This is a genomic window from Geobacillus sp. Sah69, assembly GCF_001414205.1.
GTDB classification, from domain to species: domain Bacteria; phylum Bacillota; class Bacilli; order Bacillales; family Anoxybacillaceae; genus Geobacillus; species Geobacillus stearothermophilus.
In genome coordinates this window covers 18,460-44,810 of sequence record NZ_LLKS01000048.1, presented here as the reverse complement: position 1 = coordinate 44,810, position 26,351 = coordinate 18,460, and the positions used below count along the sequence as shown (strand labels likewise).

Below are 26,351 nucleotides of genomic sequence, written 5' to 3'. Positions count from 1 at the left end.
CAGCTCTTATTCGATTTGGCGGCGCTACGCCATTTTTGCTTGTGGTACCATCGTTTTTTTCATCCAGACGCGCGACCGCCAGCGCCAAAGCATCAACAGTCCGCGAAGCCATTCGTCGGCGATGAACGACAGCCAAATGCCGACGAGGCCAAATCCGAGGGCGATGCCAAATACGTAAGCAATGGTCACGCCGACGCCCCACATCGACAAAATGCCCATATAGACAGGGAATTGCACATCGCCAGCGGCACGAAGCGAGCTGATAATCACTAAATTAAATGAGCGCCCCGGTTCAAGGATAATCGTTAACAGCAACAGTTTGCGGCCAAGAACAATCATTGAGCGGTCATCGGTAAAGAGCGACAGCAACGGTTCGGCAAACCAATAGGCGGCTGCGGCCAGCAACACTGAGATGGCGATGGCGCTGTACAAACTTTTCAAGCAGCGGGCGTAGGCTTCCTCGTATCGCCCGGACCCGACGAAGTGGCCGACGAGAATTTGCGTTCCTTGGCTGACGGCGATGCCGAATAAAAACACAAACATCATAATGTTTTGCGTGTATACACGGACGGTCAATGCCTCAGCGCCAAGCCATGTAATGAAATACGTAATGACCATTTGCGCCGTATTGTACGAAAGATGTTCCCCGGCTGCCGGAACACCGATTTTCAGCAGTGAGCGCAAATAGTGAAACGGAAGGCGGTGAAACGCCCTTGGTGCGAGCGAAATGTTTGTTCGTTTGCGCAACAAAGCAAGAAGTGCGAGAAAGGCCATGCCACGGCTGGCGGCGGTCGATATAGCAGCCCCTTGGATGCCGAGGGCGGGCAGGCCAAACAAGCCAAAAATGAGGACCGCGTTGCTGATGACGTGCAAAACGTTCATGCCAACCGCCACATACATCGTGTCACGGGTGAAGCCATAGCTTTTCAAAATGGCGCCGACCGTCATCATCAGCGCTTGGATGAACAAAAATCCACCGACAATCGCCAAATAATGTTTTCCTTCATCGAGCAGCTCGGCGGGCAAGTCCATCATTCGCAAAATCGGCTCGCTGAATGCGGCGAGAATGGCGCTTAACAACAATCCGAACAACAAATTGGCCACGAGGGATACAAGCGATACGTCAACGGCTTCTTGCTCTCGGCGGGCGCCTAAATATTGAGCAACAAGCACTGCTGTCGCTAAAGCGACGAAGTTGAACAGCACGATCGTTAACGCGATGATTTGGTTCGCCACCCCGACGGCAGCAACCGCGTGATCTGAATACTGGCTGAGCATCAGTGTATCGGCGTTGCCCATCACCATATAGAGCAGCGTTTCAATAAAAATTGGCCACGTCAAGGAAAACAGTGACCGCGTTTTGGCCTCATGGCGCATGTTGAGACAACTCCTTTTTCTTATTCCGACTTGAACGATATATTCAGTTTAGCTAGTTTGTTGCATAATGGAAAGAGAAAGAAGCGATTTTGCTTGCACATTTCCGACAAAAGAGGGGAGAGGCCGATGGATATGGTCACATTTTCCATGCCGCCGCTGCCGGTGTTCATCAAAGGGGCGGAAAGTGTATTTCTGGAAGGAAAGAAGCATTTCCGCCGCACATTTTCCGTCTTTGATTTGCTTTACGTGAAACGAGGCTGTTTGTATATGACAGAAAACGGGCGTGAGTTTGCGGTTGGCAGTGGACACTATTTGTTGTTGATTCCGGGAAGGGAACATTACGGACACCGCCCATGCGAAGAACGGACGGAGCTGGTTTGGCTTCATTTTTTGCTGCCAGACTTTGCGGTTGTTTCCGATTGCGGTGTCAGCCGGCAGATCGTGATCGAAAAGGAGGCGACATACACCGAGCCGATCCAATACCGGCTCTCCATCCGTCAATATGGCGAAGTCAAGCAGCGCGAGCGGGTGGAACAGCTGCTAAGTCAAATCGTGGAACAAAACATTCGGCGGGATATCGATCAGCCACTCCGGCAGCTGCTGTTGTTCATCGAATTCCTTTGGCACTTGCAAAAACAAGAGCTTTCCGTCCCGAGTGCGTCTGAACAGATCAGCGCCGCGGTGGTTGCGTATATCGAGAAACATTTCAGCGAGCCGATTACACTGGACATGCTCGCGCAGGAGCTCCGATTCCACCCGGACTACATCACACGCTGCATGCAAAAAACGATGGGCATGGGATTGAGCCGCTACTTGGCACATTATCGGTTGTCAAAGGCAAAGCAATGGTTGGCGGAGACGAACGAGACGATTGAGGCGATCGCCAAGCGGGTTGGCATTGACGATGGCGCCTACTTTTCGCGCCTGTTTAAAAAGGTGGAAGGAATCACGCCGACCGAATATCGGCGTATGGCGCGGCGTAATTGACCTTCTTCTATGCCGGTGGTATAGATGGGGACGGTCAGCAAAAGATCAAACCGGTGCAGCTTGTCCTCTGCACCGGCAACCGATATGTTTGTCCGTAACCGCCCGCTCAGTCGCCTTACCAGCTTTCGACCGCGTAAAGCACAAACCCGTACGGCGGCAAGGAGACGCAAAGTGTTTCCGCCTCTGCAGCGAATCGCTCCCCTGTCAGAAGGTTGACCAGCCATTTTCCACGCGCATCGATCGGCATGGGAATTTCTGCTGCTTCGTTGCTCCGGTTGATGATGATCATGACCGTTTCATTGCCATCCGTTTTTTCATAAACAAGATGGTTCGATTCATCATCGGCGGCGAGAAAAGCGACATCGCCGCGTCGAAGCGCCCGATATTGCTTGCGAAGAGCGATCAGTTGCTTGACATGTTCATACAGTTCTTTGTTTTGCTTCTCTGGATCCCACACCATACATTTCCGGCACTCCGGATCGTTTCCGCCCGTCATGCCGATTTCATCGCCATAGTAAATGCACGGCGAACCAGTGAACGTCAGCTGGAACAAAAACAACAACTTCGCTTTGCGGACGTCGCCGCCGCAAACCGTAAGCAGCCTTGGTGTATCATGGCTGCCAAGCAAGTTAAACGCCGCTTCGTTCACCTGTTTCGGATACGAATGAAGCAACCGGACCATGATATCGGCAAACTGGCGGGCGCTGATTTCCTCTTTCGCGAAAAAGCGAATCGCTCCGTCCGTGAACGGGTAGTTCATGACGGCGTCAAATTGGTCGCCGCGCAGCCACGGCATGGCGTCATGCCAAATCTCGCCGAGAATGTACACATCGGGCTTTAGCGCCTTCACTGCCTGCCGGAATTCGCGCCAAAATTGATGATCGATTTCGTTTGCCACATCGAGCCGCCAGCCATCAATATCAAACTCGCGAATCCAGTATGTCGCGACATCAAGCAAGTAGCGCTTCACTTCCGGATGAGCGGTGTTGAGTTTCGGCATGTGCGGCACGAACGCAAATGTGTCGTAGTTCGGGCGCGGCTCGGTTTGGAGCGGAAACTCGCGAATATGGAACCAATCTTTATACCGAGAGGCTGCGCCGTTTTTCAACACATCTTGAAACGGGGCAAACTCATAGCCGCAATGGTTGAAGACTGCATCGAGCATGACGCGGATCCCTTTTTCATGGCAGCGCTTGACAAGTGTTTTCAACGTCTCTTTGTCCCCAAAGTGCGGGTCGATTTCAAAATAATCAGCGGTGTCGTATTTATGGTTCGACGGCGCGCGGAAAATCGGCGTCAAGTAAAGGCCGGTGATGCCAAGGTCAGCCAAGTAATCGAGATGGTCGATAATTCCTTGCAAATCCCCCCCAAAAAAACTTGTCGGCGTTGGGTCTTCGCTTCCCCACGGCCGCGCTCCTTCCGGACTGATGGCCGGGTTGCCGTTGGCGAACCGCTCAGGGAAAATTTGATACCATACGGTGTCTTTTACCCAGCCCGGCGCTTGGAATAGGTCGACCCGATGAAGAAAGGGGAAGCAAAAGTAGTAAGCGGTGTCGTCGCTCGGAGCTTCATGGTAAAATCCTTTTTCCGTATAGACCAGTTTCTCGCCCCCAGCTCGAAGCACAAACCCATAGCGCAGCCGTCGATATGGCGGTTTGACTTCGGCGAGCCAATAGTCAAACAACCCGTCGCTCCCCGTTTTCCGCATCGGCATCGTTTGAAACTGCCAGGCGCCATCGTGCCATTCGTACGGGTCGCCGTGCAACAGCTCCACCCGATCAACATCATCTTTTTTTGTCTGAAGCCGAAGATGAAGCGTTTCGCCATCATAGGCATAGGCGAAGTTGTCAGTCGGGCGGTGGTGAATGGCTTCTTTTTGCATCATCGTTCCCCCTCTTGAATCCAATTTGGGTGAAAGCAATCGTTTGCATGATAGACTTCCGTTAAACAAAGCGTACACCAATGTAAAAAAAAGTCAAAATTTCATAAAAAATAAGCTTGTAAAATGAAAAATAGACGATATAATAGAAGTTGAAAGGTGCAATCGTTTTCATTGGAGTGATTGCGATTTTAATGCGCAAACGGTTTCGCTACGGTTGCACCGAAAAAGAGTCGATCAAAAGAGGAGGGAGAGCATGAAGAAAACATTGTCTTTGTTTCTCATGGCTGTGCTGCTCGTGGGCGTGCTCGCTGCCTGCGGACCGAAACGGGACGTTCAACAGCCGAAAGAAAGTCAAGGAACGACCGAAAAGGCGGAAAAACCGGACAAATTGGTCGTTTGGGTGAACGACGACGAAAAGCAGAAACTAGCATTAAAAGATATTTTCAAAAAGTACACAGAAAAAACCGGAATCAAAATCGAGATGGTTGCGGTCAGCATGCTCGATCAAACGAAAAAACTAGCGCTCGACGGACCGGCTGGCAAAGGGCCGGATGTGTTCTACCAGCCGCATGACCGCATCGGCGACATTGTGCTGCAAGGATTGGCCGATCCAGTCGACCTTGGCGATGCGAAAGGCGAGTACAGTCCGACGGCCATCAAGGCGGTCACCTATGACGGAAAGACGTATGGCGTGCCGATGGTCGTTGAAACATACGGCGTGTTCTACAATAAAAATTTAGTGCCGGAAGCGCCGAAAACGCTGGATGACTTGATGAAGATCGCCAAGGAAAAAACGAATGCGGCCAAAGACCAATACGGCTTTTTAATGGAAGCGGCGAACTTCTATTTCGTTTATCCGTTCTTTGCTGGCTACGGCGGCTATGTGTTTAAAAATGAAAACGGCAAATACGACACAAGCGACATTGGGCTCGCGAATGATGGAGCCGTCAAAGGAGCCGAGCTCGTCCAATCGTGGTTTAAAAACGGCTACATTCCGAAAGAAATCACCGGCGATATTATGAACGGGCTGTTTACAAAAGGGAATGTGGCGGTTGCCATCACCGGACCATGGAACATCGCGTCGTATAAAGAAGCGCTGGGCGACAAATTAGCGACCGCACCGCTGCCGGTCTTAGACAACGGCGAGCATCCGAAATCGTTCGTCGGCGTGAAAACATGGATGTTATCAGCCTATTCGCAAAACAAAGAATGGGCGGTCGATTTCATGAAATTTGTGACGAACGAAGAAAACTCGCTCCACTACTATGAAGTGGCCGGTGAAATGCCAGCAAACCAAAAAGCGTTGACGAACGAAAAAATCACGAACGACCCGCTGATCGCCGGTTTTGCGGAGCAAATCCAAATTATGCTGCCCTTAGCCAAGCCGATTTTGGCCGTTGTCGCGTTGTTCAACTTTATGGCGCCGTTCACCGACTTTTTGCTGCCGTCGATCGTGTTGCGCGACCCGGACAAATTTACGCTGGCGGTCGGGCTGTTTAACTTCATCAGCGACCGGTTTGCGAACAACTTCACCCGCTTTGCCGCCGGCTCGATTTTGATTGCCGCGCCGATCGCCGTCGTCTTTTTGTTCCTGCAGCGGTATTTGATTTCCGGCTTAACGGCCGGTGGCACAAAAGGGTAAGAACCGCTGTCATAGAATAGTGGGCTTACCCGTTTCCGAATGAGCAAATGAATCGGGAAGGGAGGAATGGAAATGGGGAACCGGCTCTTTATGCTGCTCGTCCTTCCGTTCCTTCTTTTTTATGCCTGGCCGGTGCAGGCGGCGGAGAAAGAAGAACGGACGTGGCAAGATGAAGCGATTTATTTCATTATGGTCGACCGGTTTAACAATATGGATCCGACGAATGACAAGGGCGTCAATGTCAACGATCCGAAAGGGTATTTCGGCGGCGACTTGAAAGGGGTGACGGCGAAACTCGATTACATCAAGGAGATGGGATTTACGGCCATTTGGCTGACGCCGATTTTCGAAAACATGCCGGGCGGATACCACGGGTATTGGATCAAAGATTTTTATCGCGTCGATCCGCATTTCGGCACGCTGGATGATTTGAAGACGCTTGTCAAAGAAGCGCACAAGCGCCATATGAAAGTCATCTTGGACTTTGTCGCCAACCATGTCGGCTACGACCATCCATGGCTTCGCGACCCGGCGAAAAAAGATTGGTTCCATCCGAAAAAAGAGATTTTCGACTGGAATGATCAAACACAACTAGAAAACGGATGGGTGTATGGGCTGCCGGATTTAGCGCAGGAAAATCCAGAAGTCAAGAAATATTTAATCGATGCGGCCAAATGGTGGATCAAAGAAACGGACATTGACGGCTATCGCCTCGATACGGTGCGCCATGTGCCAAAATCATTTTGGCAGGAGTTCGCCAAAGAAGTGAAATCGGTGAAACAAGACTTTTTCCTTCTTGGCGAAGTGTGGAGCGACGATCCGCGCTATATTGCCGAGTACGGCCAATACGGCATCGACGGTTTTGTCGATTATCCGCTGTATGGCGCGGTGAAGCAGTCGCTTGCTAGGCGCGATGCATCGCTCCGGCCGTTGTATGACGCCTGGGAATACAACAAAACGTTTTACGACCGCCCGTACTTGCTCGGGACGTTTTTGGACAATCACGATACCGTGCGGTTTACGAAACTTTCGATTGACAACCGCAACAATCCGATTTCACGCATCAAGCTGGCGATGACGTATTTGTTCACCGCCCCCGGCATCCCGATCATGTATTACGGAACGGAAATCGCCATGAACGGCGGCGAAGACCCGGACAACCGCCGCTTGATGGATTTCCGCGCCGATCCGGAGATCATTGATTACTTGAAAAAAATCGGCCCGCTCCGCCAACAGCTGCCGTCTTTGCGGCGCGGCAATTTTACGCTCCTGTATGAAAAAGACGGCATGGCGGTGTGGAAACGGCAATATGAAGATGAAACAACGGTTATCGCCATCAACAACACGGGCGAAACGCAGCACGTTCACCTAACGAACGACCAGCTGCCAAAAAACAAGGAACTGCGCGGCTTTTTATTGGACGATCTCGTCCGCGGCGATGGCGACGGATACGATCTTGTGCTCGACCGCGAAACGGCGGAAGTGTACAAACTGCGGGAAAAAACCGGGATCAACATCCCATTTATCGCGGCGATTGTCGCCGTCTACGCGCTCTTTCTCCTATTTTTGTACTTAGTGAAAAAACGGGCGAAACGGATTCATGAATAAATGAAGGAAAGGAGGGAGCTTATGACCGTTACGATTAAAGATGTGGCGAAACGCGCGAACGTTGCGCCGTCAACCGTCTCGCGCGTCATCGCCGACAGCCCGCGCATCAGCGAGAAGACGAAACAGCGGGTGCGCGAAGCGATGAAAGAGCTCGGCTATCACCCGAACTTTATTGCTCGCAGCCTCGCGAGCCAAATGACGCAAGTGATCGGCATCGTCATGCCGAGCTCCGCCGACCAGGCGTTACAAAACCCGTTTTTCCCGGAAGTCATCCGCGGCATCAGCAAAGCCGCCCATGAAAAGCGATATGCTTTGCAAATGTCGACCGGGGAAAAAGAAGGTGAGATTTACGAACGGGTCGTGGAGATGCTGCAAGGACGGCGCGTCGACGGCGTTATTTTGCTTTACTCGCGGCAAAACGATAAGCTCATGAAGTACTTGTTAAAGCATGGCTTTCCGTTCGTCGTCATCGGCAAACCGCACCAAAAAGCGGAACAAGTGACCCATGTCGACAACGACAACGTCCAGGCGGGGAAAGATGCGGCAAACTGGTTGATCGCCCGCGGGCACGAACGCATCGCGTTTGTCGGCGGCAATCCGCAATATTTGGTGACCGTCGACCGCCAAACCGGCTACGCCGCGGCCTTGCAGGAGGCGGGGCTTCCGTACCGGCCGGAATACGTCGTCCATGCAGAATTTTTGCAGGAAGGCGGCCAAGAGGCGATGAAGGAGCTTCTTTCGTTGCCTGAGCCGCCGACCGGGCTTGTCGTCGCCGATGATCTCATGGCGCTCGGCATCTTGAAAACGCTTGATGAAATGGGCCTCGGCGTCCCAGAAGATGTATCGATCGTCAGCTTCAACAACACGCTGCTCGCCGAAATGTCGCGTCCGCCGCTCACCTCGATCGACATCGGCATTTTCCAGCTCGGCTATGAAGCGGCAAAACACTTAATCGAAAAAATCACCAACCCGAATGAACCGATCAAGCGCATCATCATCCCCCATCGTCTCGTTGAACGGGGGTCGTGTGCACAGCGTTAGAAAGAAGCGGTGTTGGCAAAGAGACGTCCGTCGTATTGGCGGGCGTTTTTTTTTGTTTTCGAGCATGTTGGAAGTGAAAGTGAGTGGATCGGGAACGGTTGAGTCCGTAACGAGCACGGACATTCAAGCTGACGGCAGCAAAGAAGTGGATGAAGTGCTCGTTTCCGAAGGGGAAACCGTGACGAAGGGGGAAGACCTCATTACATTTACTGATGGCAGCGATCCGATTGAAGCGCCAGCAGCTGCACGGCTGTGCGCCAAACGGTGAAAACCGGCATTAGCAATGAAGACAACATTGAAATTACCGATGGATTGAGCGAAGGGCAAATCGTGCAGTTGCCGAGCGTTTCTACTTCCTCCAGTACGAATAATCCAGGGCGGCAAGAAAGAATGATGTGCTCACCTTGGCGCGTTCAGACTCGAATCAGTTGGAAATGCAAAAAGAAGCGTTTCGGCTGGATGAATTGGTCCGCGACATTGGCGAACAGTACAGCGAGATCGCTTCGTACCAGCAGAAAACGATGAGCGTCGAAGCGCAAATCCCTATTGAGTGGGTGGGCGACCGTGAACGCATCCATCAATTGATCGTCATTTTGGTGGTGGGTAGTTCACCGTAAAAAAATCCACCCCATTCCGGGGCGGACTGAGAGAAGAGGGGCCCTTGCAAAGAAGTGGAGGAACATCGTAGCTTTATCGTATCGGTTTTTTTACAATGATTCTATATTTTTGTAAGAAAAGATAACGAAGTTTTGTCAAAAAGGATTGACCGCAGCGACTGAGATGGTCAGCCGCTGACGAATTTTCCGCCATCGACGTGCAGCATTTGTCCGGTCATGTACGACGACTCATCGCTCGCCAAAAAGACGTAGCACGGAGCGACTTCGCACGGTTGGCCGGGACGTTTCATCGGCGTGTTGGCACCGAATGTGGCGACTTGCTCGCTTTTGAACGTCGACGGGATGAGCGGCGTCCAAATCGGGCCTGGGGCGACGCCGTTGACGCGAATGCCTTGGCCGACGAGCGCTTTGGCGAGCGAGCGGGTGAGGGTGACGATTGCGCCTTTTGTCGCCGAGTAGTCGATGAGCTGTTCGTTTCCTTCGTAGGCGGTGACCGAAGCGGTGTTGATAATGGCGCTTCCGTTCTTTAAGTGCGGGAGCGCCGCTTTCGTTAGGAAAAAGTAGCCGAATACGTTCGTGCGAAACGTTTTTTCCAGCTGCGCGGCGGTGATGTTGAGAAAGTTCGGCTGCGGGTGCTGTTCAGCGGCGTTATTGACGACGATGTCAAGCTTGCCGAACGCTTCGATCGTCTGTTTCACCGCCTCTTTGCAAAACGCTTCATCGCCAATGTCTCCCGCAATGGCCAGACACCGTCTTCCTTCCTGCTCGACGAGCCGTTTCGTTTCGTCGGCATCTTCATGTTCGTTGAGATAGAGAATCGCCACATCGGCCCCTTCTTTGGCGAAATGGACCGCGACCGCGCGGCCGATGCCGCTGTCGCCGCCGCTGATGATGGCGGTTTTGTTTTTGAGCTTGCCGCTTCCTTTATAACTATCTTTGATCGTGACCGGCTGCGGGTTCATCTCCGTTTGCAGGCCGGGCTGGCGCGTCTGGTGCTGCGGGGGCAGCGTTGTTTGTTGCTTTGTGACCATGTTTGTTCCTCCTTAGCATGTATTGTCATCGTTAGTATGGGACGGAGGAGGGGAATTATGTGCCAAGAGGGGATGGATCGTGCTGTTCAATAGATCTGGAAATTTGGGAAACATGTTTTTCTCTTCTGTTTTTTCGTTTCTTGCCATAGAAGTCTTGGGGGATTAGACAATCTTTACTTTTTGATTAAGCAAAGATAAAATGATTAGCAAAGAGGGAAGGAGGATTTGTGATGAAGCCATCCTCACATGAAACGTATACGTATTACTCCACACTTTCTTCGAAACATCAAGTGACGATTCCAATGAAGATCAGAGAAGTGCTTGGGGCAGAACCGGGAGACCAAGTCGCGTTTGTTTATGGGGAAAATCAAGAGGTGACGTTAAAGGTGAAAAAGAAAGATGCGTTGCTATCTTTGTTCGGCACCATGCCGCCTAGGGGGGACAGTCGTCCGATGACATGGGAGGATATTCGCAAACAGGCGAAAGAGGAACGGATGTCCAAGAGGGAAAAGAACGAGGAGTAGATGATAGGGAGAAGAGGATGAAAGGTGTATATTTTAGATACGAACATCATCATTCGTTTTTTAACCAATGACGATGAAGAACAATCTTTGGTTGCCTATCGGGTATTTGAAAAGGCGGTCAACGGTGAATTTGCGTTCCTATTGCATCCTCTTGTCGTGGCGGAATGCTGCTGGGTGCTCGAGTCGAAACGGTACGGGTATACGAAAGGAGAAATCGCAAGTAAGCTGAAGCAAATCATGGAGGCTTCTTGTATTAAGACGATAGACAAAGAAGTTGTTGGAAAGGCATTGGACGATTACGCCCGTTGCAGTGTCGATTTTGCTGACGCGTATCTTTCGGCGCTGGCGCAGCACACTTCATCCATCCAAGGGATCATCACCTGGAACGAAAAAGATTTTCGTCGGCTTGGCGTGGAATGCTATATGCCTGAATCCATCATTTGAATCAATGATGGTTGACACTTGAACAAACATCGCGATTTTCCCAGAGCGCCAATCCCCGTCTTTTTTTGCTGCAAAACGGGAAACGCCAAGGTGCGTAAAAAAAGCAAACGAGCTGGTTCACATAGCCCAGCTCGTTTCTCATTTTGCTTATAACACATTGAAATACCGTGCCTCTGGATGGGCGAAGACGATCGCCGAAACCGATGCTTCGGGTTCCATCATATAGCCGTCGGTGAGACGGATGCCGATGTCTTCTGGATGAAGCAGACGGAACAGTTTCTCCTGGTCTTCCAAGTTCGGACAGGCCGGGTAGCCGAACGAGTAGCGCTGGCCTTGGTATTTGGCGGCGAAGCGCTCTTCCATCGTAAAATCCGGGTCGTCCGGGAAGCCCCAACGGTCGCGCATAATTTGGTGGATGCGCTCGGCGAATCCTTCGGCAATCTCGAGCGCCAACGCTTGGATGGCATGGCTTTTCAAAAATTCGCCTTCGTCTTTCCACTGTTGGGCGAGTTCGCGGACGCCATGACCGGCCGTGACGGCGAACAAGCCGACGTAATCCATTTCGCCGCTTTCTTTCGATTTCAAATAATCGGCGAGGCAAAGATGCGGCGCCCGCGGTTGGCGCGGAAAGTCGAACGTCTCGAGCACAGTTTTGCGATCAACCGGATCGTAAACGTAGACGCGGTTGCCGTCGCTTTGCGCCGGGAAGAAGCGGTAGACGCCGGCGGGTTGAATCCAGCCGCGTTCTTTCGCTTCGGCAACGAGTTCGTCGACGACCGCTTTTAACGCCAACGCTTTTTCGTCCCGTTCTTCAAGCAGCCGCTTCACTTTTCCTTTCAAGCCGAGGTGGTGGCCGAGCACCATTTGCCAGTTGACGTACGGCAACACATGGTCAAGCGGCACGTTTCGCAGCACGTGGCGCTCGAGGTCGGCCGGGACATACACCGGCACATCGGTCGAGACGTTCGATTTGAACGCGGTGGCGACCGCCGTTGGCCGTGTCGGCTCGTTTTCGGTCGCTTCTTTTTTCTTGTAGTCAATCTCGCCTTGCTGGAGTTGGTTGGCGAGCGCGAGCCCGTCCATGGCGTCTTTCGCGTACAGGACGACGCCGTCGTATTCGGGTGCGATTTTGTTTTCGGTAAATTTGCGCGTCAAGGCGGCGCCGCCGACTAAAATGGGCGTTGAGATGCCGGCTTGCCGCAAATCTTGGGCGGTGACGACCATCTGTTGGGCCGATTTGACAAGCAAGCCCGACAACCCGATGATGTCGGGCTGATGTTCGCGCACCGCTTCAATGAGTTGCTGCGGAGCGACTTTAATGCCGAGGTCGATCACCTCGTAGCCGTTGTTGCTTAAAATGATGTCGACCAAGTTTTTGCCGATGTCATGGACATCGCCTTTGACGGTGGCGAGAATGACTTTTCCTTTTGTGCTTCCTTCTTTCTTTTCCATATACGGCTCTAAAAAGGCGACGGCCGCTTTCATCACTTCCGCGCTTTGCAATACTTCAGCGACGATAAGCTGGTTGTTGTTGAACAGCCGCCCGACTTCATCCATGCCGGCCATGAGCGGACCGTTGATGATGGACAGCGGATCGGAGTAGGTCTCAAGCGCCTTTTCCAAATCGGGAATGAGCCCGTCTTTCGACCCTTCAATGACGTAGCGGGCGAGCCGCTCTTCCAAGCTCAAGTTCTCCTCAGCCGGCTTGGCGGCGGTGATTTTGCTTCGGTAAAATTCGATAAAGGTGTTTAATGTTTCATCGCTCGTGTCAAACAAAAGCGCTTCGGCCATCCGCACTTCCTCTTCCGGAATCGAGGCGAACCGCTCAAGCTTCTCAGTGTTGACGATCGCATAATCGAGCCCAGCTTGCGTGCAATGGTACAAAAAGACGGAGTTGAGCACCTCGCGCCCGGCCGGCGGCAAGCCGAACGAGACGTTGCTGATGCCGAGCATCGTCAAGCACTCCGGCAGTTGCTCTTTAATGAGGCGAATGCCTTTGATCGTTTCGTTCGCCGCGCCGATGTATTGCTCATCACCGGTGCCGACCGGGAAGACGAGCGGATCGAAAATGATGTCGCGCGCCGGCACCCCGTAGCGGTTCACGAGCAAGTCATACGAACGCAAGGCAATTTCCAGCTTCCGTTCGGCGGTGACCGCCATTCCTTGTTCATCGATCGTGCCGACGACGACAGCGGCGCCGTATTTGTGCAAGAGAGGAACGACTTTCGCAAACCGCTCCTCGCCGTCTTCCAAGTTGATCGAATTGATGATCGCTTTCCCTTGCGAGTAGGTGAGGGCGCGCTTGATGACGCGCTCGTCGGTTGAATCGATGACAAGCGGCACTTTCACTTTTTTCACGACTTCGCGGACGAACTGCTCCATGTCATGGAGTTCGTCGCGGTCTGGGTCGGCGAGGCAAATGTCGATGACATGGGCGCCGTTTTTCACTTGTGCGCGGGCGATTTCCGCCGCTTCTTCGTATTTCCCTTCGGCGATGAGGCGCTTGAATTTGCGCGAGCCGATGACGTTTGTCCGCTCGCCGACAAAGAGCGGGCGCATCGTTTCCTCATAAATGAGCGCCTCGATGCCGGAGACGGCGTGGACGTCAAACGAAGACGGGATCGCCCGCGGCGGGATGCCGCGCACCGCTTCGGCGATGGCGCGAATATGGTCCGGCGTCGTGCCGCAACACCCGCCGACGATGTTGATCCATCCCTTTTCGGCAAAGCGGCGGATTTTCTCTGCCAACATCTCCGGCGTTTCATGGTAGCGGCCTTCCTCATCCGGCAGACCGGCGTTCGGGTAGCAGCTGACCGCCGTGTCAGCGAGCGAGGCGAGCGTGCGCAAATGGTCGGTCATAAACTCGGGGCCTGTCGCGCAGTTTAAGCCGACGGCGATCGGCTTCATATGGCGCACCGAGATGAAAAACGCATCGATCGCCTGCCCGGCGAGTGTCGTGCCCATCGGTTCGATCGTGCCGGAAATCATGAGCGGCACGCGGCGACCGACCGCCTCAAACGCCTTCGAAATGCCGAGAAAACCGGCTTTGACATTCAGCGTATCTTGGCACGTCTCGAGTAGGAGAAGGTCGACGCCTCCTAAGAGCAGTCCGCGCGCTTGTTCTTCGTAGGCGGCAACGAGTTCTTCAAACGTTGCGCCGCCTGTCACCGACAACGTTTTCGTCGTCGGCCCCATCGAACCGGCGACAAAGCGCGGCCAGTCCGGGGTGGAGAACGACTCAGCCGTTTGTTTGGCGAGTTTGGCCGCTTCGATGTTCAGCTCAAGCGCCAAATGACCGAGGCCATATTCGTCAAGCACAATGCGCGTCGCCCCGAACGTGTTCGTTTCAATGATATCAGCACCGGCTTCTAGGTACGCTTCGTGAATGCGGCGGATAACATGCGGGGCGGTGAGGGTCAAATATTCGTTGCACCCTTCATACGCCTCGCCGCCAAAGTCGGCGGCCGATAGGTTGGCGTTTTGGATCATCGTGCCCATGGCGCCATCGATGACAAGAATTTTTCTTTGCAGTTGCTGTTCTAAGGTGACGTTAGCCATGAACAACCTTCCTTTCTTTGGCGGCCGCTTCTTTTTCGTGAATGTAGCGGACGAGCTCGACCGTCATGTCGTAGCGCAAGAACGGCGTGATCAAATAAATGCCGTTAAACAAATCAAACGCCGCGTCAATGAGCGATTTGGCGATGGCAATTCCTTCGCGCGCCGCTTCTACTGGGTCGCCGCTGCAGGCGGCCATGCGGGCGCGAATCTCGTCCGACAGAGTGATCCCCGGCACTTCATGATGCAAAAAGTCGGCGTTGCGCGCGCTCACAAGCGGCATAATGCCGATGTAGATCGGCGTGGCGAGATGTTTCGTTGTTTCGTATATTTGCACGATTTTTTCTTCCGAGTAAACCGGCTGGGTCAAGAAATAGTGGGCGCCGCATTGAATTTTTTTCTCCATTCGCTCAACTGCTTTATCCAAATGGCGGACGTTCGGGTTGAACGCAGCGCCGATCGAGAAGTTCGTTTTTTGCCCAAGCGGTTTGCCCGAGTACGACAGCCCTTCGTTAAACTGGCGGATCAAGCGGATCAAATCGAACGATGATAAATCATACACCGACGTTGCTCCTGGGAAGTCGCCGATTTTCGACGGGTCGCCGGTAATGGCGAGCACGTCGGTGATGCCGAGCGTATGCAAGCCCATCAAATGCGACTGCAGGCCGATCAAATTGCGATCGCGGCATGTAATATGCACAAGCGGGCGGATGCCGAGCTGCTCCTTGATGATCGTGGCGACAGCGGCGTTGCTGATGCGCGGCGTGGCAAGTGAGTTGTCAGCTAACGTCAGCGCGTCGATGCCGGCGTCATGGAGCGCTTTCGCCCCAGCGAGAAACTTGTCAATGCCGAGTTGCTTCGGCGGATCGAGTTCGACAATGACCGAGCGGCGCGTGCGGGCGAGCTCGGGAAGCGGAGTCGGCGCGGGCCGATCGGCTTGCACCGATACAGATGCTGTGCGCCGCTTCACCGTTTTTTCCGTCACCGGCGTCCGGTCGGCGAGCGCCTTTGCCATTGCCTCAATATGTTTCGGCGTCGTGCCGCAGCACCCGCCGATCAAGCGCACCCCTTGATCGCGGAACGCTTTGGCCGCCTCTTCAAAATATTCCGCGTTCGTTTCATAGACAAGCCGGCCGTCGCGGTAATCCGGGAGGCTCGCGTTCGGATACGCCGACAAAAATGCGCGATTGGGCAGGGGCACTTCCTCAAGCGACTGAATCATATAGTGCGGACCAAGCCGGCAGTTGAGCCCGACAACATCGGCCCCGAGCGCCTCCAGGCGGCTAAGGGCGTCCGCGAGCGGCGTGCCGTCTTGCAAAACGCCGACTTCATGGAGCGACACATGGGCGATAATCGGCAAGTCCGTCTCTTTGCGCGCGATGGCAAGCACCGTCTCCAACTCTTCCAAATCGTAATACGTCTCCAGCAGCACACCATCAACCCCTTCGGCAAGCAGCACAAACAGCTGCTCGCGAAACGTCCGTTTCACTTCGTCAAGCGGTACGACGCTTTTGTTTAACGTGCGCAGCCCTCCGATCGTTCCGAGCACGTACGCCCCCCCATTGGCTGCTTGCTTCGCCAGTCTTACAGCGGCCCGATTGATCGCCGGCACCTCGTCTTGCAAGCCGTAGCGCGCGAGTTTCACATAGTTGGCGCCGTATGTATTCGTCTGAATGACATCGGCGCCCGCCGCGATATACGCTTCATGAATATGAATGATTTCGTCTGGATTCGATAGATTCAATTCTTCAAAACAACGGTCGACGCCATGCGAATATAACAGCGTCCCCATCGCTCCGTCGGCGATGAGAATGCGTTGTTTCAACTCATCGAGCAGCCCCACGTTTGATTCCCCCATTTCGTTGTAGTAAAAGAAAAAAGCCTTCTAAGAAGAAGACTTTTCGTTCGCTTCTTCTTATCTTCCAGGCTGTTGCCTGTCTGGATTTAGCACCTTGGCCGCGGCCAGGTTGCTGAGGGTTCACCGGGCCAGTCCCTCCCCCTCTCTTGATAAGAATGTCCGTATGCGGTTGTTTATTTCGTCTTGACTATTACTATATAATTTAATGTATTTTTTGAAATTATTCAATACGGTGAAGAAGGAAATTTCAAAAGTTAAAGAGATTCAGATAAAAAGAGCGGCTCGCGTCAAGGGCTCGCGCTTTCCCGCATCGGGGGCAAAACTGAAAATCACGCTGCACATGTTCTCCGCAGTATGGGCAATACTTGTTTGTTTTCTCTTCGCCTCCAAATCGGACGTTCAGTGGGTCGGGCTCTTTCTCGCTGACGACAATGTCCAATAAGGACATGCGTTGTTTTCCCGTCGCATTTTTGTAATGGTAAATTGCTTGAAATACACCGATGGCGATGACGACAAGGCCGAAAAACGGAAAAAAGCGGGCGGCGGGAAACGGCGAGTCCGCGGTGATGGAGAAGGTCATCACCATCCAAAAGATGCCGAACAACACAGCGGCGATGCTGCCGAACAGCCCTTGCATCGACGGGCCGCGGCCGGGTTTGATGCTTTTCAAGTGGATTCCTTCTCCATTCGTTTCATGTTGGTTGGGATTATTATACCATATGATGATGTAGGAAACATGGGATGACGGTAACTATTCAGCCACATCATAAAGTGAGCTGAATATTTTTTGCTTTTCCTGTCTATGATGTGAATATTGATAGACAAGGAGGTGAATCACATGTTGACGGTACAACAAGCTGTATTTACAGTTGAGGGCTTAATCGGCAAAGTYCAACAACAAAAACAGCTCATTCATCAACTCRTTCAAGAAAATGAACATTTGCGTCACGAAAACAAACAACTACGCAAAGAAAATGAACAACTGAAGTACCGTGTTCAAGAGCTGGAAGCACGCACGAAAAAAAACAGCTCCAATAGCCATTTGCCCCCATCTTCTGACCGTTTTGAGAAAAAGCGTTCCTCCCGCGAGCCGTCTGGCAAAAAGCCTGGTGGGCAAGAGGGACATGAGGGGAAGACGCTCCGTCAAGTGGAACATCCACATCATCGTGTCGTCCACCGTGTGCATACGTGTCAAGGATGTGGAGCTTCTTTGCGTGAMGTCAAACCGTTCAAAGTCGATATCCGTCAAGTGTTTGATGTCCCTCCTGTGGCGATCGAGGTGACACAACATGAACGTGAAGTGAAATCGTGTCCACATTGTCGATGCGTGCAACAAGCCGAATTCCCATCCCATGTCACGAATCATGTGCAATACGGTCCACGGCTCACGGCGCTCGTTGTTTATTTACATCATATCCAATTGATCCCGTACAAGCGTTTAAGTGATACAATCGAAGCGTTATATCAACACTCGATTAGTACAGGAACCCTTGCCAATATGGTGAAACGAGGACGCGAAGCGCTGGAATCAAATATGGACATCATCGAAGACGCCTTACTTGAATCCAACATCCTGCATGTCGATGAAACGAGTTTGCGCATCAATGGGAAACTCGCATGGGTGCATGTCGCGTGTACATCGAGATATACATACTTGGCTCCTCACGCTTCTCGTGGAAAAAAAGCGACCGATGATATCGGGATTCTTCCCCGATATGAAGGGACGATGATGCACGATGCGTTCGGTACRTATCCGAAATACACACATGCCACCCATGCCCTTTGTCATGCCCACCATTTGCGTGAGTTAAAAGGATTCATCGAACAGGGGCATACGTGGGCGATGCGCATGACCACGTTTCTGTTAGCCGCCAAGCAAGCCGTCGAAGCCCATCACGGTGCACTTTCCGAAGAAGAAGCGAGACGGTGGGAACGAGTGTATGATCGCATCCTAGAAAGAGCACAACACCGATTAGAAACGATGACGCCTCTTCCGAAAAAAGCACTCGCTTTTGTTCGACGCCTTCAAAAACGAAAGGAAGAAGCGCTGCGTTTCTTACGTGAAGTACATGTTCCCTTTGATAACAACCAAGCCGAACGCGATCTTCGCATGGTCAAAGTCAAAGAGAACATTTCGGGTACGTTTCGCGAAGAAACATTCGCGCAGTCGTTTTGCATCGCAAGAAGCATCGTTTCCACACTGACGAAACACGAAAAAAACGTGTGGGATTCGTTATGTCTTCTGTTGGCAGGCGAAACGATCGATCGAGTTCTTTCCGCTACCTAGGGCATTTTCTATGACCGAAATGCCCTATTTGTGCTGGGCTTTTTTATACACTAGCACTGGGGTGAATAGTTACAAAAAAGGAGCCTCTCCGGATGAAGAGGCTCCCAGGCCAAGTTTGCAGCCATTTCCCGCGCAATACTCGGCCTCCCGTTAAAACGTGTGCGCCAAGTCTTTCGCCCGAGCGATGGCGTTCGCTTTAATTTCTTCCGCCTTTTCCGGCACCGCCGCATGCCCTTCGACAAACAACCCTTCAAATGACGGAACACCGAAAAATTGCATGATGACGCTTAAATACCGATGGCCCATTTCCATTTCCGCCGCCGGGCCTTCGGAGTAGAAACCGCCGCGCGCTTGAATGTGGAGCGCTTTTTTATCAGTAAGCAATCCGACCGGCCCTTGTTCCGTATATTTAAACGTCTTGCCGGCGACCGCCACGGCGTCAATATACGCCTTTAACACCGGCGGGAACGAAAAGTTCCACATCGGCGTGACGAATACATATTTGTCGGCGGAAATAAACTGCTCGCACAGCTCGTTCATCCGCCCGACTTTCGCTTTTTCTTCGTCAGACAGCTCTTCAAACGATTTCCCGGAGCGAAGTTTGCCCCAGCCGCTGAACACGTCGACGTCGATTTCCGGAATGTATTCCTTGTATAAATCAAGATGAATGACTTCATGATCCGGATGCACTTGTTTGTATGTGTCGATAAACGCTTTTCCGACCGCCATGCTGTAAGACTGCGTGTCGTCGTGCGGATGGGCGGTGATGTACAATACTTTTGTCATGATGCATACTCCCTTTCGTGATGATCTCGGCACTTTAGTGTTTGCACTTTGTTCAAGCGGCATTTACTTATTTTGAATTCAAATATCTCCAATCAGAGATAATTATATAAAGATCCGACACATTTGACAAACGATTTGACCGCAAAAAAAAATTGCCTTTCTCCAAGGCAATGTTACTCGCTTTGTTCCACGACAAACGGGTTGCCGCTGATTTGTTTTCGTATCTCATCGGTGAGCGTAAACGGTTCGCTTTTGATAACGCTTTCATCATCGCCAGGCGGATGGCCGCTTCCATCGTAGTAAATCGGTTTCCATTCCATCATGGTGAACCCCCTTGATCCATGCAGAAACTCGTCTATACTCTTATTTTACCATTATATACAGCGAACATCCATCTATTTTTTGAATTTTTTTCTAAAAAATCAGTTCCATCCCCATACACGTTCTTAAAAAAACGCCGGGGTTTCGTCGCTGCCCCGGCGTTCATGGCATCAAAAGGCGATTTTTTCCTCTAAAAAGGCTTTGAGCTCCCCAATCGGCAGCCGCACTTGCTCCATCGTGTCGCGGTCGCGCACGGTCACTTGGCCGTCTTGTTCAGACTCGAAATCGTATGTGATGCAAAACGGCGTGCCGATTTCATCTTGGCGGCGATACCGCTTGCCGATCGAGCCGGTTTCGTCATAGTCGACCATGAAATGTTTCGCCAGCTCTTCATAAATGCGGTGCGCCCCGTCCGCGAGCTTTTTCGACAGCGGCAAGACAGCCGCTTTGTACGGCGCAAGCGCCGGATGCAAGTGCATCACCGTTCTCGTCGTGCCGTCTTCCAGCTCTTCTTCGTCATAGGCGTCGATCATAAACGCCAGCGTGACGCGGTCAGCGCCAAGCGACGGCTCAATGCAGTACGGGATGTAGCGCTCGTTCGTTTCTTGGTCGAGATAATGGAAATCCTCGCCCGAGTATTCCATATGCCGCTTCAAATCGTAATCCGTGCGCGACGCGATGCCCCACAGCTCGCCCCAGCCGAACGGGAAATGGTACTCGATGTCCGTCGTGGCGTTGCTGTAGTGGGACAACTCTTCTTTCGCATGGTCGCGCAGGCGGATGTTATCCTCCTTCATGCCGAGCGACAGCAGCCAGTCCTTGCAAAACTGTTTCCAATAGTCAAACCATTGCAGCTCCTCACCGGGCTTGCAGAAAAACTCGAGCTCCATCTGTTCGAATTCGCGCGTGCGGAACGTGAAGTTGCCCGGCGTAATCTCGTTGCGGAAGCTTTTGCCGATTTGCGCGATGCCAAACGGCAATTTTTTGCGCATCGTGCGCTGGACGTTTTTGAAGTTGACGAAAATGCCTTGCGCTGTCTCTGGACGCAAATAAATTTCGTTGGCGCTCGACTCGGTGACGCCTTGGTACGTTTTGAACATTAAGTTGAACTGGCGAACGTTCGTGAAATCGCGGCTGCCGCATTCCGGGCAGGCGATGTCGTATTCCTTGATGAGTTCATCCATCTTGACAAGCGGCAAACCGTCGACGATCATCTCGATCCCTTTTTCCTCGAGCGCCTTCTCAATCAGCTTGTCGGCGCGGTGGCGCGCTTTGCACTGTTTGCAGTCGACCATCGGATCGTTGAAGTTGCCTAAGTGACCGGACGCTTCCCACGTTCTCGAGTTCATTAAAATGGCGGCGTCGAGCCCGACGTTGTACGGTGACTCTTGGACGAACTTTTTCCACCACGCCCGTTTGATGTTGTTTTTCAGCTCGACGCCAAGCGGGCCGTAATCCCACGTGTTCGCCAGCCCGCCGTAAATTTCCGAGCCCGGAAACACGAAGCCACGATGCTTGGCATGTGCGACGATTTCTTCCATTGTGACAGCCATCGTGTTCATCCTCCTTCAATGTGATGTCCACCAATCAAAAACGCCCTCGCCCCTAGGCCTGACGCCTAGGGACGAGAGCGTAGCTCCCGCGGTTCCACCCTAGTTGATGCGCAAATCACGCATCCCCTTTTTGCCATTTCCGCTCCGGACTGCCGTTTCATTAACCGTCTTCACCGGGCTCCCACCGCCCCCGGCTCGCTTGGGAAGAGAGGGTTAACTACTATTGATCCGTCATCGCGATCCATATATGATTTTGTCCACTATCATAGCAAACCAGAAAGACCTATGTCAATGGTCGCTCGCATTTTTTTGCGCCCAAAACCGCGACACGACGGGCTTCCCGTCCCAGATGACTTCGCTTTTCGCCCGGCGCTTCGCGACTTCCGGCTCGTCAAGCAAGAGCCAAAAATTTTTCATCGGCAAGTCCCCAAGCCCATGCTTCTCGCAAAGCCGCCGCAAATATTGGCGCCGCTTGTCGTTCATATGTCGCGACACGTTGTCGCCGTCCGGGCTGAACGCGTACAACACGGTCGCCGCCGCGACACGGGCGACGCGACAGACGACCGCCGCGCGCAAAAAGAAGTCCCAATCCCAATAATGGTGAACGGACGGGTCAAAATCGCCGATGTTGTCATGAAGCGCCTTCCGATAAACGCTCCCGGACGGCACATACGTCGAAAACGTCCGCATCGCTTCCAAATCATACTCATAGGCAAATAAAAAACGGGCGGATGGAACACGCTGGTCGTTTTCCACCCGATACTGGACAATTTCCGCATCGGCATAGGCGAAGTCCGCATGCTCGAGTGCCGCGGCCATCCGCTCGAGATGGCACGGCAACACTAAATCGTCGTCGTCGCAAAGCATGATGAATTCGCCGCGCGCCGCCTTGACGCCTTCGTTGCGGGCGGCGACATGTCCTTCGTTGTCGCGGCGGTCGATGAGACGAACGTCAAGCTCCGGGTACAAGGCGACGACATCATGAACGGGGATGCCGCCGTCATTGACAATGATCACCTCAAAATGGCGGTATGTCTGCCGGCTCAACGCCTCGAGCAGCTCGGCAAGCGGATACGGGCGATTGTACGTCGGGATGACGACCGATACGAACGGGCGCAAGGAATCCACCGCCTCTCTTCATGATCCGAACAAAAAAGGGCTTACCCTTAAGGTATAGCCCTCCGTTTGATTTGTCAACTTAAGCGAGCTCTTGCTGCTTCGTCTCTTTGCCGAGGACGGCGACAGAAAGAACGGCGACAAGAACAGCGAGGCAAAACAGCGTGAAAATCATCGTCACCGACACCCCTTGGGCGACAAGCGAGCCGACCAACAGTGGGCCAAAAATGCCGCCGATGCGGCCAAACGCCGCCGCCATGCCGGCGCCGGTCGCACGAATCGACGTCGGATACTGCTCCGGCGTATACGCATACAGCGCTCCCCAAGCGCCGAGGTTGAAAAACGACAAGAAAATGCCGGATGCCATCAGCCCGACGAGCGACTCGGCCGTGCCGAAAAAGTAAGCGCTCAATGATGTGCCAAGCAAGTACGTGACCAAGACAAATTTCCGCCCCGCCCGCTCGATCAGCCATGCGGCGCTGAAATAGCCGGGCAATTGCGCCAGCGTCATGATGAGCACGTACTCAAAACTTTTAATCAAGCTGAACCCTTTCATGACCATGACACTCGGCAGCCATAAAAACATGCCGTAATACGAAAAGACGACGCAAAACCAAAGGAGCCAAAGCATGACCGTCTCTTTCCGATAAGGAGCGGACCATACTTTGACGATATTGCTCCACACCGTCTCCTCTTTTTGCGCGGCCGCAAACCGCGGCGAATCGGGCAGGCGGAGGCGCAAATAGATCGCATACAGCGCTGGAATCGCCGCCAGCCATAACGCCGTCCGCCATCCGTAAGCCGGGATAACGAAATACGAGATGAGCGCTGCCAATAGCCACCCGCCGGCCCAAAAGCTCTCGAGCAGCACGACAGCCCGGCCGCGATCCTTAGCTGGCACCGCTTCTGAGACGAGCGTTGACGCGACCGGCAGCTCGCCGCCAAGTCCCATGCCGATCAAAAAGCGGAGCGCCAAAAACGCCGCCAACGTCGTCGTCAGCGCCGACAGCCCACTGCCAAGCGAGAACAGCAACAATGTGAAAATAAAAACGTTTTTCCGCCCGATCCGGTCCGCAAGCAATCCGAACACGAGCGCCCCAACGGCCATGCCGATCGAGTTGACGCTGCCGATCCAGCCGACTTGGCTGGCCGTCAAATTCCAGTCTTTTTGCAAGGCGGCCATCAAAAACGACAGCATCCCGACGTCCATGGCGTCAAACAGCCAACCGAGACCGGCAATGCCTAACAGCTTGCGCTGGGAAATCGCGGTTTGGTTCATGTGTATCTTCCTATCATTATTAGTGTAAAGACATATTCATTATAAAAGAAAATCATTGGCCTGTGCACTATACGGTTGATAATTTTTGCGAAAAATCAGCTCGAAGCCTTGAATAACAGGATCAAACACCAACATCGCGATCCAGCCATCGTTCCATGGTTGGAACAAAAAGTTCGGCTAAAATCAGCTGCCATGCTTTTCATGATAGGCGCCAGTACAACCTTTTGGCAAAGCATCAAATCCTTTCTTCGTTCCCTCGTTCATGATGTTGATTTCGACCTCACATTTCGCACCCTTCCGACGAAAATCGGGAGGATTTTTTCGTTCCGATGTCGAATGAATCCTTGACACACAAGGAAAGTGAAGGAGTTTTTCTCTCATGGATGTGCAAGTCGAATCGGTCTATCGCAATTCTTATTTGAATATCATAAGTGCTCTATTCAAAAAACTGGGTTTCCCCCAATCGATTGACCATCTCGTTCCCGTCGATCCGCAGTGCCAGACTCGAGTCAACGATGCCGTTCAAGCCATTCTCTACAATGTGTTTGACGGCCGGCAAGCCCTCGTTCACTTGGAACAATGGGGGCACACGATCGACCTGGAGAAACTCATCCGTTCCGGGCTCCATCCTTCCCAGTTGAATGACGATGCGTTGACCCGTCATCTCGATCGTCTGTATGAGGCCGGCATTTACCGCGTCTTTCAGCGCCGGGTGCGTCCGTTCATGACTCCCGAACACCCGTTGAAGGGTCCTGGAGGCCGCAAGCTGACCCGTCCGACGGGACAGGCGATTTTTCAGCTGTTTCCATACGTGAACGTCGTCCTGTTCAAGCTGCCGGATGGACGCATCCAACGCTCACTGGATCGCTCCCTCACCCCGGATCAGCGAAGGATTCTGCAGGGATTGGGCATGGATGAGAGCATTTACGTGTAACGTGATACGGAACGACCAGATATGGTAAAAAAAGATTTCCATCACTCGTTGTGTTGGTCGGAAAGTTATTCTAAAAAACGAAATAAAAAATCCTTTCTTTCAACCCTGTTAGGGTGCGAAATGTGAGTACTAATATGGGTTATATGAACTTTTTGTGAACGACAAATTGCGACATACTTTTACTTTTTTAACCTTTTATAGTATTCATTGAAATAAATAAACCGATAAAAGGGAGGGGGAATTTATGAAGCTGTCTATGAAGTTGTTCAAAAGAATTTTATCTCCTGTTTTAGCTCTGTCTGTTTTGGCGGTAGCAGTACCTACTTCTGTTTTTGCCGCAGAGACAAACACGGTGTCACAACTCACCCCTTCTGTGGCGAAGGTCAACACAGTGTCGCCAAAGGTAGAAACACAGGGTATCAAAACTGCAGCTCTCAAGAAAGCGGTATTGACGTTAGCAGACATGCTGGAATCGCAAGCCATTAAAAAATTGCTCGACTTTGTTGAGGACTACGGCAGTAAAAAGGTAGCAGATACTATCAGGGAATATGCCGATAATATTGCTGATACCTTGCGGACCATAGCTTCTTGGAAAGACCTTTCTATCCAAATCATTCAAGATCAAGTTAGCGGGGCGTTATATGATCTGGGAGTACCACTGAGTACAGCGAGACAGGTTGGTTGGGTCATTTCAAAATTCGTAGACTGGGTATTACTATAGTACAAGGAGGGTGCTATGAACGAGGAAAGAATCAAGGATCTTGAAGCAAAATTGAGTCTAGCCACCGACGCAATTACGTTACTCTTAGATATGGTGAACAAGGAGCACAAAAGCTTTGCGATTCTGGCCTTAGCCACTGGCTTTACTGCCGACGAGTTGGAACGCCTGGAAAAGCTGTTTTATCACGCTGGCAAATCACAGTGGGACAAGGACACATTTGTGGCAGAGTTCGAGAAGCAGCTTCCCAAAAGAAGTGCAATGTTGAGAAGCATTTTGGAAGGGCTAAAGTCAGATGGAAAGTTCGTATCGTTATGCGAGAAGTATTTGGATTGACAGAAAAAACCCGCCCATGTCGAGGCGGGTTTATTTTTCTTCAAAACATCCAAATCTTCACCAAACGATTCTGTCAATGTCAAGAGAGTATGGAGATCGCGAAACTCAAAAACCTGTCGCTACTGGCCAGCATGACCGGCGACGTTGAGTGGCAGCATGAGTTGTGCGCGAGGCTGGAGAAGTTGTCGGGATGAAAAAGGAGCCCTTCTCGCTTGATATTATCCCTCTAGTGTAGACAGTTGGGAAAATGCCCATACTGTCATGAAAAACACTGGAGGGATTTGTTTATGTTCGAGACCAAGCAAACACCGAAAGGGAAGACCACCTATTCCGTGGAGTTTAAATGGAGGGCTGTCCAGATGTACATCGAAGAAGGATGGGGATATAAGCGGATATGCCAAGAGTTATAGGGATTCCCTGCACGAAAACGATCAGACTTTGGGTAAAACGTTATC

The 26,351-nt window shown here is 52.2% G+C and carries 23 protein-coding genes and 1 riboswitch; of the genes, 12 read left to right on the top strand and 11 right to left on the bottom strand.

Annotated elements, in window-relative coordinates; genetic code table 11:
• Positions 1-24 precede the first annotated feature (24 nt).
• Entirely contained in the window at positions 25-1,377 is a 1,353-nt protein-coding gene (locus AP057_RS11710) for an MATE family efflux transporter (protein WP_055358806.1), read from the bottom strand.
• Between the two features lie 126 nt (positions 1,378-1,503).
• On the opposite strand from AP057_RS11710, the gene AP057_RS11705 reads away from it, so the two are divergent.
• Positions 1,504-2,364, top strand: a complete 861-nt coding sequence (locus AP057_RS11705; RefSeq protein WP_055358805.1) for an AraC family transcriptional regulator — start codon at positions 1,504-1,506, stop codon at positions 2,362-2,364.
• 115 nt (positions 2,365-2,479) lie between these two features.
• Here the strand turns inward: AP057_RS11705 and AP057_RS11700 are convergent, their stop codons facing one another.
• Positions 2,480-4,246 (bottom strand): alpha-glycosidase, encoded by a 1,767-nt coding sequence (locus AP057_RS11700; RefSeq protein WP_055358804.1) that lies wholly within the window; start codon positions 4,244-4,246, stop codon positions 2,480-2,482.
• A 253-nt stretch (positions 4,247-4,499) separates the two neighbouring features.
• On the opposite strand from AP057_RS11700, the gene AP057_RS11695 reads away from it, so the two are divergent.
• The 5 genes from AP057_RS11695 to AP057_RS17895 all read left to right on the top strand — a co-directional run bounded on the left by AP057_RS11695 (position 4,500) and on the right by AP057_RS17895 (position 9,154).
• Positions 4,500-5,888, top strand: coding sequence for an extracellular solute-binding protein (locus AP057_RS11695; protein WP_304437682.1), 1,389 nt, complete (start codon positions 4,500-4,502; stop codon positions 5,886-5,888).
• A gap of 72 nt (positions 5,889-5,960) precedes the next feature.
• Positions 5,961-7,496, top strand: a complete 1,536-nt coding sequence (locus tag AP057_RS11690) for an alpha-amylase family glycosyl hydrolase (RefSeq protein WP_055358803.1) — start codon at positions 5,961-5,963, stop codon at positions 7,494-7,496.
• Complete coding sequence (locus AP057_RS11685) at positions 7,497-8,537, top strand: LacI family DNA-binding transcriptional regulator (RefSeq protein ID WP_152968886.1); 1,041 nt, start codon at positions 7,497-7,499, stop codon at positions 8,535-8,537.
• Positions 8,538-8,589: 52 nt separating this feature from the next.
• Positions 8,590-8,805, top strand: coding sequence for an efflux RND transporter periplasmic adaptor subunit (locus AP057_RS17900; RefSeq protein ID WP_055358799.1), 216 nt, complete (start codon positions 8,590-8,592; stop codon positions 8,803-8,805).
• 136 nt (positions 8,806-8,941) lie between these two features.
• Positions 8,942-9,154: a hypothetical protein gene (locus tag AP057_RS17895; RefSeq protein WP_055358797.1), complete on the top strand. Its 213-nt coding sequence runs from the start codon at positions 8,942-8,944 to the stop codon at positions 9,152-9,154.
• Positions 9,155-9,321: 167 nt separating this feature from the next.
• Here the strand turns inward: AP057_RS17895 and AP057_RS11670 are convergent, their stop codons facing one another.
• Positions 9,322-10,185, bottom strand: a complete 864-nt coding sequence (locus tag AP057_RS11670) for an SDR family oxidoreductase (protein ID WP_055358796.1) — start codon at positions 10,183-10,185, stop codon at positions 9,322-9,324.
• 230 nt (positions 10,186-10,415) lie between these two features.
• Between AP057_RS11670 and AP057_RS11665 the strand changes: the two genes are divergently transcribed.
• Both AP057_RS11665 and AP057_RS11660 read left to right on the top strand, forming a co-directional pair.
• A complete protein-coding gene (locus tag AP057_RS11665) occupies positions 10,416-10,709 on the top strand; it encodes an AbrB/MazE/SpoVT family DNA-binding domain-containing protein (RefSeq protein ID WP_013523104.1) in 294 nt (97 codons plus the stop codon).
• Positions 10,710-10,733: 24 nt separating this feature from the next.
• Entirely contained in the window at positions 10,734-11,153 is a 420-nt protein-coding gene (locus tag AP057_RS11660; protein ID WP_015374075.1) for a PIN domain-containing protein, read from the top strand.
• A gap of 147 nt (positions 11,154-11,300) precedes the next feature.
• Here AP057_RS11660 and metH read toward each other — a convergent pair whose 3' ends face one another.
• The 3 genes from metH to AP057_RS11645 all read right to left on the bottom strand — a co-directional run bounded on the left by metH (position 11,301) and on the right by AP057_RS11645 (position 17,236).
• Positions 11,301-14,711 carry a methionine synthase gene (metH, locus tag AP057_RS11655; RefSeq protein WP_055358795.1) on the bottom strand — a complete coding sequence of 1,137 codons (3,411 nt, stop codon included), beginning with the start codon at positions 14,709-14,711 and terminating at the stop codon, positions 11,301-11,303.
• A complete protein-coding gene (locus AP057_RS11650) occupies positions 14,704-16,551 on the bottom strand; it encodes a bifunctional homocysteine S-methyltransferase/methylenetetrahydrofolate reductase (RefSeq protein WP_055358794.1) in 1,848 nt (615 codons plus the stop codon). Before AP057_RS11650 ends, metH begins: the two co-directional genes overlap by 8 nt.
• Before the next feature lie 69 nt (positions 16,552-16,620).
• A riboswitch (SAM riboswitch) is annotated at positions 16,621-16,722 on the bottom strand.
• A gap of 91 nt (positions 16,723-16,813) precedes the next feature.
• Positions 16,814-17,236, bottom strand: a complete 423-nt coding sequence (locus tag AP057_RS11645; RefSeq protein ID WP_050368310.1) for a zinc-ribbon domain-containing protein — start codon at positions 17,234-17,236, stop codon at positions 16,814-16,816.
• Positions 17,237-17,404: 168 nt separating this feature from the next.
• Here AP057_RS11645 and AP057_RS11640 point away from each other — a divergent pair, with 168 nt between their 5' ends.
• Positions 17,405-18,853 carry an IS66-like element ISBst12 family transposase gene (locus AP057_RS11640; protein ID WP_055358793.1) on the top strand — a complete coding sequence of 483 codons (1,449 nt, stop codon included), beginning with the start codon at positions 17,405-17,407 and terminating at the stop codon, positions 18,851-18,853.
• Between the two features lie 150 nt (positions 18,854-19,003).
• Here the strand turns inward: AP057_RS11640 and AP057_RS11635 are convergent, their stop codons facing one another.
• From AP057_RS11635 to AP057_RS11620, 5 genes are all read right to left on the bottom strand, one after another.
• Positions 19,004-19,639, bottom strand: a complete 636-nt coding sequence (locus AP057_RS11635; RefSeq protein WP_015376094.1) for an FMN-dependent NADH-azoreductase — start codon at positions 19,637-19,639, stop codon at positions 19,004-19,006.
• Positions 19,640-19,812: 173 nt separating this feature from the next.
• Positions 19,813-19,962: a hypothetical protein gene (locus tag AP057_RS17550; RefSeq protein ID WP_200910071.1), complete on the bottom strand. Its 150-nt coding sequence runs from the start codon at positions 19,960-19,962 to the stop codon at positions 19,813-19,815.
• Between the two features lie 168 nt (positions 19,963-20,130).
• Positions 20,131-21,513 carry a glycine--tRNA ligase gene (locus AP057_RS11630; protein WP_055358791.1) on the bottom strand — a complete coding sequence of 461 codons (1,383 nt, stop codon included), beginning with the start codon at positions 21,511-21,513 and terminating at the stop codon, positions 20,131-20,133.
• Between the two features lie 288 nt (positions 21,514-21,801).
• Positions 21,802-22,632: a glycosyltransferase family 2 protein gene (locus tag AP057_RS11625; protein ID WP_152968885.1), complete on the bottom strand. Its 831-nt coding sequence runs from the start codon at positions 22,630-22,632 to the stop codon at positions 21,802-21,804.
• 79 nt (positions 22,633-22,711) lie between these two features.
• On the bottom strand, positions 22,712-23,908 hold the full coding sequence (locus tag AP057_RS11620; RefSeq protein ID WP_055358789.1) for an MFS transporter: 1,197 nt from the start codon (positions 23,906-23,908) through the stop codon (positions 22,712-22,714).
• 379 nt (positions 23,909-24,287) lie between these two features.
• Here AP057_RS11620 and AP057_RS16460 point away from each other — a divergent pair, with 379 nt between their 5' ends.
• From AP057_RS16460 to AP057_RS11605, 3 genes are all read left to right on the top strand, one after another.
• Positions 24,288-24,842, top strand: coding sequence for a DUF4277 domain-containing protein (locus AP057_RS16460; protein WP_080985723.1), 555 nt, complete (start codon positions 24,288-24,290; stop codon positions 24,840-24,842).
• A gap of 244 nt (positions 24,843-25,086) precedes the next feature.
• On the top strand, positions 25,087-25,563 hold the full coding sequence (locus AP057_RS11610; RefSeq protein ID WP_013146667.1) for a hypothetical protein: 477 nt from the start codon (positions 25,087-25,089) through the stop codon (positions 25,561-25,563).
• Positions 25,564-25,578: 15 nt separating this feature from the next.
• On the top strand, positions 25,579-25,896 hold the full coding sequence (locus AP057_RS11605; RefSeq protein ID WP_013146668.1) for a hypothetical protein: 318 nt from the start codon (positions 25,579-25,581) through the stop codon (positions 25,894-25,896).
• Positions 25,897-26,351 lie beyond the last annotated feature (455 nt).

What these genes read in the sequence shown, in the direction of transcription:
- AP057_RS11710 (WP_055358806.1), bottom strand. Translation starts at nt 1,377, where the DNA reads ATGCGCCATGAGGCCAAAACGCGGTCACTGTTTTCCTTGACGTGGCCA.
- AP057_RS11705 (WP_055358805.1), top strand. Translation starts at nt 1,504, where the DNA reads ATGGATATGGTCACATTTTCCATGCCGCCGCTGCCGGTGTTCATCAAA.
- AP057_RS11700 (WP_055358804.1), bottom strand. Translation starts at nt 4,246, where the DNA reads ATGCAAAAAGAAGCCATTCACCACCGCCCGACTGACAACTTCGCCTAT.
- AP057_RS11695 (WP_304437682.1), top strand. Translation starts at nt 4,500, where the DNA reads ATGAAGAAAACATTGTCTTTGTTTCTCATGGCTGTGCTGCTCGTGGGC.
- AP057_RS11690 (WP_055358803.1), top strand. Translation starts at nt 5,961, where the DNA reads ATGGGGAACCGGCTCTTTATGCTGCTCGTCCTTCCGTTCCTTCTTTTT.
- AP057_RS11685 (WP_152968886.1), top strand. Translation starts at nt 7,497, where the DNA reads ATGAAGGAAAGGAGGGAGCTTATGACCGTTACGATTAAAGATGTGGCG.
- AP057_RS11670 (WP_055358796.1), bottom strand. Translation starts at nt 10,185, where the DNA reads ATGGTCACAAAGCAACAAACAACGCTGCCCCCGCAGCACCAGACGCGC.
- AP057_RS11665 (WP_013523104.1), top strand. Translation starts at nt 10,416, where the DNA reads ATGAAGCCATCCTCACATGAAACGTATACGTATTACTCCACACTTTCT.
- metH (WP_055358795.1), bottom strand. Translation starts at nt 14,711, where the DNA reads ATGGCTAACGTCACCTTAGAACAGCAACTGCAAAGAAAAATTCTTGTC.
- AP057_RS11635 (WP_015376094.1), bottom strand. Translation starts at nt 19,639, where the DNA reads ATGACAAAAGTATTGTACATCACCGCCCATCCGCACGACGACACGCAG.
- AP057_RS17550 (WP_200910071.1), bottom strand. Translation starts at nt 19,962, where the DNA reads ATGATGGAATGGAAACCGATTTACTACGATGGAAGCGGCCATCCGCCT.
- AP057_RS11630 (WP_055358791.1), bottom strand. Translation starts at nt 21,513, where the DNA reads ATGGCTGTCACAATGGAAGAAATCGTCGCACATGCCAAGCATCGTGGC.
- AP057_RS11620 (WP_055358789.1), bottom strand. Translation starts at nt 23,908, where the DNA reads ATGAACCAAACCGCGATTTCCCAGCGCAAGCTGTTAGGCATTGCCGGT.
- AP057_RS16460 (WP_080985723.1), top strand. Translation starts at nt 24,288, where the DNA reads ATGGATGTGCAAGTCGAATCGGTCTATCGCAATTCTTATTTGAATATC.
- AP057_RS11610 (WP_013146667.1), top strand. Translation starts at nt 25,087, where the DNA reads ATGAAGCTGTCTATGAAGTTGTTCAAAAGAATTTTATCTCCTGTTTTA.
- AP057_RS11605 (WP_013146668.1), top strand. Translation starts at nt 25,579, where the DNA reads ATGAACGAGGAAAGAATCAAGGATCTTGAAGCAAAATTGAGTCTAGCC.